10 protein-coding genes are annotated in these 10,751 nt (G+C 65.8%); all 10 read right to left on the bottom strand.

Annotation, left to right across the window (positions count from 1 at the left end):
• Positions 1–81 precede the first annotated feature (81 nt).
• A complete protein-coding gene (locus ACWDU4_RS16515; RefSeq protein WP_450114987.1) occupies positions 82–927 on the bottom strand; it encodes an enoyl-CoA hydratase-related protein in 846 nt (281 codons plus the stop codon).
• Positions 928–929: 2 nt separating this feature from the next.
• Positions 930–1,829, bottom strand: a complete 900-nt coding sequence (locus ACWDU4_RS16510; protein WP_450114986.1) for an SDR family oxidoreductase — start codon at positions 1,827–1,829, stop codon at positions 930–932.
• Positions 1,830–2,121: 292 nt separating this feature from the next.
• The gene (locus tag ACWDU4_RS16505; protein ID WP_450114985.1) at positions 2,122–2,871 is read right to left on the bottom strand and encodes a FadR/GntR family transcriptional regulator; all 750 of its coding nucleotides are present in this window, start codon (positions 2,869–2,871) and stop codon (positions 2,122–2,124) included.
• Positions 2,872–3,082: 211 nt separating this feature from the next.
• On the bottom strand, positions 3,083–4,342 hold the full coding sequence (locus tag ACWDU4_RS16500; protein ID WP_450114984.1) for an acetyl-CoA C-acetyltransferase: 1,260 nt from the start codon (positions 4,340–4,342) through the stop codon (positions 3,083–3,085).
• 35 nt (positions 4,343–4,377) lie between these two features.
• Complete coding sequence (locus ACWDU4_RS16495) at positions 4,378–5,142, bottom strand: SDR family NAD(P)-dependent oxidoreductase (RefSeq protein WP_450114983.1); 765 nt, start codon at positions 5,140–5,142, stop codon at positions 4,378–4,380.
• A 107-nt stretch (positions 5,143–5,249) separates the two neighbouring features.
• Entirely contained in the window at positions 5,250–6,749 is a 1,500-nt protein-coding gene (locus tag ACWDU4_RS16490) for a class I adenylate-forming enzyme family protein (RefSeq protein WP_450114992.1), read from the bottom strand.
• A 95-nt stretch (positions 6,750–6,844) separates the two neighbouring features.
• Complete coding sequence (locus ACWDU4_RS16485) at positions 6,845–7,645, bottom strand: enoyl-CoA hydratase/isomerase family protein (RefSeq protein ID WP_450114982.1); 801 nt, start codon at positions 7,643–7,645, stop codon at positions 6,845–6,847.
• Positions 7,646–7,672: 27 nt separating this feature from the next.
• On the bottom strand, positions 7,673–8,860 hold the full coding sequence (locus ACWDU4_RS16480; protein ID WP_450114981.1) for an acyl-CoA dehydrogenase family protein: 1,188 nt from the start codon (positions 8,858–8,860) through the stop codon (positions 7,673–7,675).
• A gap of 36 nt (positions 8,861–8,896) precedes the next feature.
• Positions 8,897–9,784, bottom strand: coding sequence for an amidohydrolase family protein (locus tag ACWDU4_RS16475; RefSeq protein ID WP_450114980.1), 888 nt, complete (start codon positions 9,782–9,784; stop codon positions 8,897–8,899).
• Between the two features lie 90 nt (positions 9,785–9,874).
• Positions 9,875–10,666, bottom strand: a complete 792-nt coding sequence (locus tag ACWDU4_RS16470; protein WP_450114979.1) for an enoyl-CoA hydratase/isomerase family protein — start codon at positions 10,664–10,666, stop codon at positions 9,875–9,877.
• Between the last annotated feature and the right edge of the window lie 85 nt (positions 10,667–10,751).

Here is a 10,751-nt window from a genome sequence, read left to right as displayed (position 1 = left end):
GCCCGACCCGCTGTTGCGGGTCGGGCGCTTCTGTCATTCCGGGGCGGACGTCGCCGGCTTGTGGCCAGCGACTCCGCGGCGTCAGGGCTCCGTACGCTCCCAGCACGATGATCCTTCGACATCGACGCGTAGGTGCTTTCCAGAGGTGAACTCCGGATCGCGTTTGTCGATGAAGGAGGCCACCCCTTCTGCCGAGTCGGGCCCGCGGCCCAGCTCGCGGAAGACTTCCCATTCCTGATGGAAGGCCGCCTCACGGTCGTCCTCCGACAGGAAGGAGTAGATCAACTGCTTCGTCAGTCCAACGGCTGCCGGGCTGGTGGTGCGCGCAATCTCCGACGCCAGCCCCATGGCGGTCTCGAGCACTCGGTCGGCAGGTACCGCGTGGGTGGCGATCCCCATGTCGCGGGCCTCGGCACCGCTGAAGAGACGGCCGGTCAGCAACAGTTCTGTCGCGGTCGCAAGACCCACCAGCTTCGGAAGCAGCCAGAGCGAGTTCTGCTCCGGAATCAGTCCGCGTCTGGTGAAGACGAAGCCGTACTTGGCGGTCTCACTGACCACACGTATGTCCCACTGCAGCGGGAAGGTCAGGCCGAGACCGACGGCCGAGCCGTTCAGGGCACCGATGATCGGCGTGCGCATCCTCCAGGGACGGGGACGATCACGCATCATTTCCCGAGCCTGCCGGGTTCGTTCCTCGTCGAAGGCGAAATTGGACCCACCGGGTTCCATGTCTGCGCCCGTGGAGAAGAACGGCCCTCGGCCGGTCACCACGATCGCCCGGATGTCCTCGTCGCGATCGAGCAGGTCGAGCTGCGTGTGCAGCGCGACCTGCATGGCCGAGGTGAAGCCGTTTCCGCGCTCGGGCCGGTCGAGCCAGACGAGCGCGACCGCACCGTCCCGCTCGATACTGATCCCCTCGGTCGGCATCGTCAGGCGCTCACGCGAGGGTTACCGGAACCGTCCGAGTTCGGCCGGGCCGCAGCCACCAGCTTGGGAATGACCTCACCGAGTTCGGCCGGATCCCACTTCTCGAACTTCTCCTCCTCGGGGCCGGCGACCCAGGTCTCGGCGACGCCGATCTTGCCGCCCTTGACGTTGAAGACCCGTCCGGTGATGGAGGCGGCTTCCGGGGAGGACAACCACACGACCGGCGGTGCGATGTTGGCCGGGGATCCGTAGTCGAAGCCCGTCTTCTCCTTGATCTCCTCCAGGTGTGCGACATAGGCATCGAGGCCTTCGGTCATCTGGGTGAGTGCGCTGGGTGCGATCGCATTGACCGTGACGCCCAGCCGAGCGAGTTCGTCCGCGAGGATGACGGTGAGGGCGGCGATCGCCGCCTTCGCGGCGCCGTAGTTGGACTGGCCGACATTGCCGTAGAGCCCGGAGGGGGACGAGGTGTTGACGATGCTGGGGTTCTGCACCGGCGAGCCCTCCTTCTGCTTGGCCCGCCAGTAGTTCACCGCGTGTCGAGTCGGGCAGAAGGTCCCTCGCAGGTGAACTTTCATCACCGCATCCCACATGTCGACGTCCATGTTCACGAACATCTTGTCGCGCAGGATTCCGGCGTTGTTCACCAGCACGTGGAGGTCCCCGAAGGCCTCGATGGCGGACTGCACGAGCCGGCCCGCGCCGTCCCAGTCGGAGACGTCGTCGTTGTTGCCGATCGCTTCACCGCCGAGTGCACGAATGTCGGCGACCGTTTCATCGACCGATCCGAGGTCGTTGACGACGACCTTGGCACCCTGCCGGGCGAACTCGAGGGCATGCTCACGGCCGATGCCGCGGCCCGCGCCCGTCACGATGACGACGCGATTGTCATGCAGACCCATACAACTTCTCCTCGTATCTCGAACTGGTGGAATTTCCGAATCCGGAAGCGACCGAGATCGACCTCGGTCGAGCGGGCGTCATGGATGTGGCGAACTGCTCCACCGTCTTCGACAGGAGGTTCACGGGGCACACAACCAAGGACTAATCAGTTGATTATTTATACCCTAAAGGCGCCCCTACGCCAACCGCTCGAGCACCGCGTCCACCACACGTCGTGTGCGCGAACGCCCCTATCGGGCAAAGAAAATGGGGCGCGTGATGATCACGCGCCCCATCCCGATCCGAAGGGTTCTACGACAGCACTTCGACGAGGGTCGTCCCGGATTCGTCCAGCATGTGCGTCGCCACCTTGCGAAGGTGCCGGCGCCAGTGCGCCGCAGCACCGTCGACGTCGCCGGCACTCAACAGCCTGAGAAGACGCTTGTAGGACCTGTACGCCAACTGGTCGACGGCCAACTCCTGCTCCGGGCCGTGAGTGTTGATGTACAGCCGGTTGTGTGCATCCATGATGTGGAGCAGCATGCCGATCATCACGGACATGGTCTGCGACCCGGCGAGATCGACAATGGCCTGATGGACCCGGGTGTCCAGCTTCGCGAACTCGACGGGATCCCCCAGCAGAGTGCGTCCCTCCTCGACGAGCTCGGTCAACGTCTCGAGATCCGACTTGTTTCCGGACCAGGCGCGCAGAGCGGCGATCTCGACCTCGGTGCGGGCACGGTACACATCGGCCAGGGCCACGCCCTGATACTGCAGGAGCAGCCCCATGTGACGCGCCGCAACCGACTCGTCGGGCGCCAGAACTCGCGCGCCTCCGTGAGCGCCTCGCAGCACGACGATGATCGACTCGGACTCGAGAATGCGGAATGCCTCACGCAGCGTCGGCCGGGAGACGCCATAGCGCTCCATGAGCGCGGACTCTCCGGGGAGCGGGTCTCCCGGCTTCAGCTCACCGGTTACGATCTCTCGCCGCAGGTTAGCGGCTACCAGCTCACCCGCCTTCGGAACCCGCACCAACGACGACTTCGTCCCGCTTGACACACACCCTCCATTCGGTGGTCAATCGTGTAATCATTCAATCTTATCAACCCCACGATCACCGAGGTTGGGGGGCATATCGATGCGCAACATCGCCGCCGCACCGCGCCCGGCACGGAGCGTGCCGTCCCGGACTCGGGCGGCCGGAAGCCATCCGGGCGTGACGGGCAACACATACCGGCCGAGCTCACATGGACACTGATGACAACGAGTCTCAGCTGAGCCTCTCGAGAATCATTGCCATACCCTGGCCTCCGCCGACGCACATCGTCTCGAGCCCGAACTGCTTGTCGTGCCACTGCATGGAGTTGATCAAGGTCGACGCGATGCGCGCACCAGTCATTCCGAAGGGGTGGCCGGCAGCGATACCACCGCCGTTGACGTTCAACCGGTCCAGCGGGATTCCCAGTTCCTTGTAGGAAGGAATCACCTGGGCAGCGAATGCCTCGTTGATCTCGAAGAGATCGATGTCCCCGATGGACATCCCGGCATTCGCGAGTGCGTCACGGGTGGCAGCAATCGGCCCGACTCCCATGATCTCGGGAGATAGAGCGGACACTCCGGTTGCGACGATACGTGCGAGAGGGGTGATCCCGAGTTCGGCGGCCTTCCGATCGGACATGATGATCAGCGCCGCGGCGCCGTCATTGAGCGGGCACGCATTTCCTGCAGTGACAGTTCCGTCCGGGCGGAAGACGGGAGGCAACGCCGCCAGCTTGTCCAGAGTCGTTCCCGCACGAGGGCTTTCGTCGTGCTGCAGGACCTCGCCGCTGGGCAGGGTGATCGGAGTGATCTCCCGCTTCCAGAAGCCGGCGTCGGCAGCCTGCTGATAGAGCGTCTGTGACCGCAGTGCGAACTCGTCCTGTTCCTGACGCGACACGTTGTACACCTGAGCGACGTTCTCCGCGGTCTGCCCCATCGCGATGTAGACATCCGGCAGACGACCGTCCTCCCGAGGGTCCTGCCAGACGGGGGCGCCGGCTTCCGCGCGCTTGCGGGTGTGCTCCTGGGCAGAGGAGAAGAGCGGATTCGTCCAGGGGTTCGCCGAGCGATCACGAGGGTCCGCGTTCTCGTCGACCGGCGGGGTGTCCGCATGGCCGCGACGCCCCCGGCTGATCGCCTCGACGCCCGCCGCGACGAAGACATCACCCTCACCCGCGCGGATCGCGTGCATCGCCATCCGGGCCGTCTGCACACTGGAGGCGCAGTACCGAGTGATGGTCGTGCCGGGCACCGTGTCCCAGCCCAGCAGGGTGGAAACCACCCTGCCCATGTTGAACCCCTGCTCCCCGCCGGGCGCCCCACAACCGAGCATGAGGTCCTTGACATCCCGCGGGTCGAGGTTCGGAAGTTGTGCCGCGGCCGCCCGCACTGCGGTCGCAGCCAGATCATCGGGCCGCATGTCACGCAGCGCTCCCTTGTACGCACGCCCGATGGGGGTGCGTGCCGCGCCGACGATCACTGCCTCTGCCATTGTTTCCTCCGATTGTCTGTGGTCGATGAGAGCGGTCAGTACCGCATGTGGGATCCGGCCGAGATGTTCACGATCTCGCCCGTGATGGATGCTGATCGGTCCGATATCAGGAAGGCCGCCGCCTCTACGATGTCCTCCACCTGCGGCAACCGGCCGAGCACGGTCTTGACTCGTTCGTGCTCCTGCATCTCCGGGTGCAGGGTGTCGGTGAACCGGGTGCCGGTGACCATGCCCATCGAGAGCGTGTTCACCCGGATGCCGTGCGGCCCGCCCTCGTGTGCGCAGCAGCGGGTGAGGACACTCAGCCCGCCTTTGCTGACCGCGTACGGCGTCTCCATCCCCTCACCACCGACGTCTGGTGCATAGGTGGACACGTTGAGGACGACCCCGGGGACTTTCGCGTCCCGCATCTGATTCATGACCTGCCTCGAAAGCATCCACGGCCCACTCAGATTGACCGCGAGCACTCGGTCCCACGCCTCCGGGTCGTAGTCGAAGATCGACCCGATCACGTTCACCGCGGCATTGTTCACCAGAATCGAGATCGGACCCAGCTCCCGCCGAACGGCATCGGTCACCGCGACGATCTGCTCGCGTTCACCGACGTCGAGCACATGCCCGACCACGGTTCCACCGGTCAGTGCGCGTAGGTCGGCGACAGCTTCGGCCAGCCGACGTTCATGCGAGTCGGTGACCACGACGGTCGCTCCGTCCGCGGCCAATCTGGTTGCGATCGCCTTTCCGATGCCCGCGCCCGCGGCTCCGGTGACCAGGGCGATCCGTCCTGTCAACGCTGTCATCCCATACTCCTCGCTTCGTTGATACGAGCCGCCGGCGGATCTGCTGCGAATGACGGTCCGCGTGGCCACTCGGCCCGGCCGGACCTCCGCTGGACCACTCGAAAAGATCACGGGCCCAAGCGGGCCCGGTCGGTTCCGGTCCCCGGAAGTGCCGCAAGATCGTGCCGACGCACCTTTCCGGTCGACGTTCGGGGAAAGTCCGGCACGATGAGCCACTCGGTCGGACGCTTCTGCCTGGACAGCCGGCCTGCTGCGTACTCCGCCAGATCGGCTTCGGTGATCGTCCACCCGGCCACCGGCCGCACGGCCGCGACGGGTCGCTCCCCCAGGCGGACGTCCGGGGCACCGAAGACCACCACCTCTGCCACTCCGGGCATGGCCGAGATGACGGACTCGATCTCGGCGGGATAGAGGTTTTCGCCACCCCGGATGACCACGTCACGGATACGCGAATGAAAGGTGATGACGCCGTTGCGTATCGAACAGAGGTCTCCGGTTCGCAACCATCCGTTGGTATCGCACACCGACACCGGCCGACCCGCGGCGTCGAGGTAGCCGGTCATGGTCAGAGGACCGCGCACGCAGAGCTCACCCACGACGCCCTCCGGGACCGGCTGCCCGTTCTCCACCACGCAGTAGTCCCTGCCGGGCAGTGGCCGGCCAATCGTGCGTGTCCGCTCCGGGAGGGAGTCGTCCACCGAACTCATGGTCAGGCACGGAGCTTCACTCTGGCCGTAGGCCACCAGGAAGCGCGTGTCGAGACGCTGCTCGATCGAATCGATCAGGTCGGGGTCGACACTCGTGGCGCCCCCGACCACTGCTGCGACCGAGGCGAAGTCCTCCGGTTCGACCCCGTCCAGGGCGAGTATGTCGATGACCATCGTCGGAACCAACCCGACGATGGCGGGGCGTAGGACCCGAATCGCGTCCACCGTGGCACGCGGGTCGAACCTTCCGACCGACACGTACGTGCCCGCGATGGCCAGCGCGCTCAGCACCCCACCCACGATCCCGCCGACATGCTCGAGCGGAAGCGGGTTGAGCAACACCGATCCGTCGGTCCCGCCTGCTGCGGTTGCATAGTGCTGAGCGGACCCGAGCACCGCACGATGTGACAGGACGGCGAGCTTCGGACTGCCCGTGGTACCCGAGGTGAACTGCAGGAGGAAATCGTCCTCGGGGCGGGGAAGGACATCCCCTTCCCAAGCCACAAGGCCCGCCGTTTCGAGGGTGTGCACATCGACGACCTCGACACCGACTGCGATGGTGCTGTCCGCCGCCACATCACCGGCCGTCACCAGCAGGTCGATATTCCCTTGCGCACACCGATCGGCAAGGACGTCGGGCATCTCCCCTGCCGGGACGGGCACGATCGCACACCCCGCTCGAGCCGCTCCGTACATCGCCACGATCCACGGCACGCGGTCCCGACCGAGGAGCCCGATCCGGCGATGCTCCAGCGGACGACTCTGCAGGGCCGCACCCACCGCATCGGCTCGGGCGAAGAGCTCCGCCCAGGTCATCTCGCGAACTGTCTCCCCATCGAGCCAGGAAACCGCGGCGCGTTGCGGGTGCCGTCGCGCGACCTCCGCGAATCGCCGATCCACGGTCCCGTACCCATCGGCCGAGCCCTCCGCGCCGTATGGCAGGTACGACAGGCCGGGCCTGGCCTCCGCGCCGGGCGCCGGCTCGATCGGCGCGGTCACCGGCGCTCGAACACCGGGGTCCGGTGGTCCAGGTAGGCAGACATCGCCTCCCTCGAGTCGGCGGTGTTCACGGCGAGAATCTGGGTGCGATTCTCCCGGTCGACCGCCTCGGCGAAGCCGGAGTTCTGGTTCGCCCAGAACGCCTCCTTGGACGCCGCGACACCGAACGGAGAGAAGGCCGCGATCTGCTCGGCCATCGCGACAGCAGCCGACAGCAACTCGGCATCGGGATACACCGCACTGACGATCCCCTTGCGCTCCGCCTCGTCCGCCCGGACCAACCGGTTGGTGAGCATCAGCTCCAGCGCATTCGAGGTTCCGACCAGCCGAGGCAGACTCCAACTGATCCCGCCCTCGCATGCACTGAGCCCCATACGAATTGCGCCGTCCCGGAACGAGCCGGATTCGCCGGCCACCCGGATGTCGGCCGCAAGTGCCAGGCCGAGTCCCGCCCCGACGGCCGGGCCGTTGATTGCCGCGATCACCGGCTGCCGGAGCTCACGCACGGCCAACCCGAGTCCGGACGTCCGACGCTGCGCCTCGAATCTGGTCGGGATACCGAGCTCGCTCCGATTCCGGGCACCACCGACGTCGGAACCCGCGCAGAACGCCCGCCCGGCGCCGGTCATCACCACAGCACGGACATCCTGCCGGCCATGCAGTTCCGAGAGCGCCGCGGTTAGCGCGTCGATAAGCGGCCAGGTGAGAGAATTCAGGTTCTCGGGCCGGTTGAGGGTCACGAGAGCGACCCCTACCGCAGGCCCCGATACCAGCACCAGAGATTCGTCAACATCCATGATCGATCCTTTCGTCGGTGGCGCCGGTCAGCGCGGCAACCCGAGTAGACGTTCCGAGGCGATGTTTCGTTGGATCTCGGCGGTACCGCCGTAGATGGTCTCCGCACGAGTGGACAGGAACAGCTTTCGCATCTCCCCAGTGGTGCCCGTCTCCCCGAACAACGACGCGGCGCCGAGGATTTCCATGGCGAGTTCGCCCATCCGCTGATGGTGTGTCGAGGCGAACAGCTTGGTCGTCGCAGAGGCCGCAGCGGTGGCAACACCCGGCTCCGAGGCGTCGACGTCCAACAGATCGGCGACGACTCGGAGATTGGTCGCCCGCATGAGCCTGATGCCGATGTGCACGTCCACGAGGCGCTGCCGGATGGACGGATCGTCGAGTGCGCCGCTGCGCCGTGCCAGATCGAGCATCGCTTCGAACTCGCGTTCCATGCCCAGTTGGATCGGCATCAGCGCACTGCCGCGCTCGAATCCGAGCGTGGTGAGAACCACCGGCCAGCCGCCGTTGACCTCACCGACGGTGAGGTCGAGCGGGGTGACGGCATCGTTGAAGAAGCACTCGCTGAACTCGGTCGACCGGGCGAGGTTCTCGATCGGCCGGATCTCGACGCCATCCTGCGCCGCGTCGATCAACAGCATCGACAGGCCCCGGTGCCGAAGGGACACGTCCGGATCGGTTCTGCAGAGCACGTAGAGCCAATCCGCGTGGTGCCCGAAGGTGGTCCAGATCTTCTGACCGTTGACGTGCCATACGTTCTCTGCATCCAGGGTGGCCCGGGTCCGCACGTCGGCCAGATCCGAACCCGCGCCGGGCTCCGACCATCCCTGCCCCCACATCTCCTCAACCGAGAGAATCCTCGGAAGAAAGCGCTGCCGCTGCTCCTCGGTGCCGCAGGCGATGAGGGTGGGACCGAGGAGATCGAGCGCCTGCGTGCTGACCCGCGCGGGAGCGGCCGCGCGGGCGTACTCGTACTCGAAGACGATCTCCTCGGCGAGACCGAGGCCGCGGCCGCCGTAACGGGTCGGCCAGGTCAAGCCCAGCCAACCGCCACGAGAGAGTTCCCGCTCCCACTCGACACGCACATCCCATGCGGTGTCGTCCGTGGGACTACCCACTCCCCGGTGCGCGGCGAAGGGCCCGACGAGATGCTCTGAGAACCATGTTCGGACCTCCTCGCGGAAGTCTGCGACGTTCGGAGCGAATTCGATGTCCATGCGTGGACTCCTGATCCTGGACTGTGGGTGACGCGATCAGCTGGGCTTGCCGAAGACCTGGAGGGCGTTGGCGCCGAGATAGCCGGCGCGGGCTGCTCCGGTGAGCGGCAGCGCACGACCCTCGACGATGGTGCGCTCGATCGGCAGGATCGGGTAGTCCGACGCCCACATCAGCTTGCCGGGGTTGCGCCGCTCGGCGAAGGTGAGGATCGGCTCGGGGACGTACTTGGGGGCCCATCCTGCTGTCATCGCGTACACGTTGGGGTGCTTGATCAGCATGGCGACCGTCTCGCTGATCCACGGATCACCGAGGTGGCTCATCACGAGCTTGAGGTCGGGGAAGGTGAGCGCGACCTCGTCGATGAGAATCGTGCGCTGCAGCTTGGCCGGCTTCATCGGTCCCGGTACACCGACATTGATGGAGACGACCGCTCCCTCGTCGCAGGCGGCGGTGTAAGCCGGGTAGGCCAGCTTGTCGTCGATGGCGATGCCGGTGAACATCGGGATGATGCGGATGCACTTGATCCCGTACTCGCGCACCGCGATCCGCACATGGCGTGCAGCCTCGTATCCCAGTCGCGGATCGATGCCGACCGAGGTGACGAATCGGCCGGGGTGGTCACGTTGGATCTGAGCCAAGCGCTCGCACGTCTCCCGCAGCACCTGCTCGCCGGACTTGGTGCCGTGCACGAACGGCGGGGTGATGTCGCGTGGCACCTTGGTCAGCACGCCCGCCGCGATACCTAGCCGGTCCATCTCGGCCACCACGTCGTCGATCGTCTCACCGCCCTCGTAGGCGCTGTTGCCTCGCTTGAACCTTGCGACAACGGAAGGGTCGGGCGTGACCTCTCCCGGGAGGTACGGCAGGTTGATCCATGCATCGAACACTTCCGGTTCCGCGGACGCCATGGCCTGATCTGTCATGTCCATCTCCTTGCACTAGTCGGGGCCGGCGCATCACCGCACGATTCCCCCGGGTTTCCTGACCGTCTTCGCGGCGAGTTCGCCGACGGCCTACCGGCCGCGGTAGACAGGTGACCGCTTCTCCTTCATCGCCGACAACGCCTCGGCCGAGTCCTCGGTGGCCGCGATGACGGCGAAGTGCGAGGACGCGAGATCGAGAGCGGTGTTCAGATCCGCATCCGCCGACTGATAGGTGATCCGCTTGATCATTCGACTCGTCAGCGGTGCATGCCTGGCTATGGACTGCGCGAACGCGCGGGTGTCCTCGACGAACCGCTCCGCGGGCGCCACCCGATTGACCAGTCCGATGCGGAGGGCCTCGTCCGCCGAGACGAAGTCACCGGTCAGCAACAACTCCAGGGCTTTGGAGGTGCCGACGATCCTCGGCAGATAGTAGGCACCACCATCGCCAGGGGTCAGCCCGACTCTGATGTAGCCCTCGGACAGCGAGGCAGTGGACGACATGATTCGCATGTCGCACATGAGCGCCATGTCGAGTCCGGCGCCGACCGCGACGCCGTTGAGGGCGGCGATCACGGGCTTGTCCAGCGCGGCCATCGCCCGGGCGACCCGATGTATCTCGTTGTGCAATTGAGCTTTTCGCTCGATCGGGGCGAGCTCGGAGTTGGCGTTGGAGATCTGTCCGAGATCCACACCCGAACAGAAGGCCTTGTCGCCTGTGCCGGTGAGGACGACGACGCGCACGTCGTCGTCTTCGCGGGCGCGCAGGAGCAGGCGCTCCCACTCTCGGATCATGTCGAATGTGAACGCATTACGCGCTTCCGGCCGATTGAGCGTGATGGTTCCGACGCCGTCGTCCAACGTCCAGCAGATCTCGTGCACTGACCACTCCTCACGCGACTCCTGGGCAATCGCCCAGGTCCCCGAACTTTCCGGCCGTTCTATATCGTCTAATTCGATAGCTGAT

The sequence above is a fragment of the Rhodococcus sp. NPDC003348 genome, from assembly GCF_053589375.1.
Note: the sequence above shows the minus strand (reverse complement) of the source record. Positions and strands in the feature narration are given on the sequence as shown.

What these genes read in the sequence shown, in the direction of transcription:
- ACWDU4_RS16515 (WP_450114987.1), bottom strand. Translation starts at nt 927, where the DNA reads ATGCCGACCGAGGGGATCAGTATCGAGCGGGACGGTGCGGTCGCGCTC.
- ACWDU4_RS16475 (WP_450114980.1), bottom strand. Translation starts at nt 9,784, where the DNA reads ATGACAGATCAGGCCATGGCGTCCGCGGAACCGGAAGTGTTCGATGCA.
- ACWDU4_RS16500 (WP_450114984.1), bottom strand. Translation starts at nt 4,342, where the DNA reads ATGGCAGAGGCAGTGATCGTCGGCGCGGCACGCACCCCCATCGGGCGT.
- ACWDU4_RS16485 (WP_450114982.1), bottom strand. Translation starts at nt 7,645, where the DNA reads ATGGATGTTGACGAATCTCTGGTGCTGGTATCGGGGCCTGCGGTAGGG.
- ACWDU4_RS16510 (WP_450114986.1), bottom strand. Translation starts at nt 1,829, where the DNA reads ATGGGTCTGCATGACAATCGCGTCGTCATCGTGACGGGCGCGGGCCGC.
- ACWDU4_RS16495 (WP_450114983.1), bottom strand. Translation starts at nt 5,142, where the DNA reads ATGACAGCGTTGACAGGACGGATCGCCCTGGTCACCGGAGCCGCGGGC.
- ACWDU4_RS16480 (WP_450114981.1), bottom strand. Translation starts at nt 8,860, where the DNA reads ATGGACATCGAATTCGCTCCGAACGTCGCAGACTTCCGCGAGGAGGTC.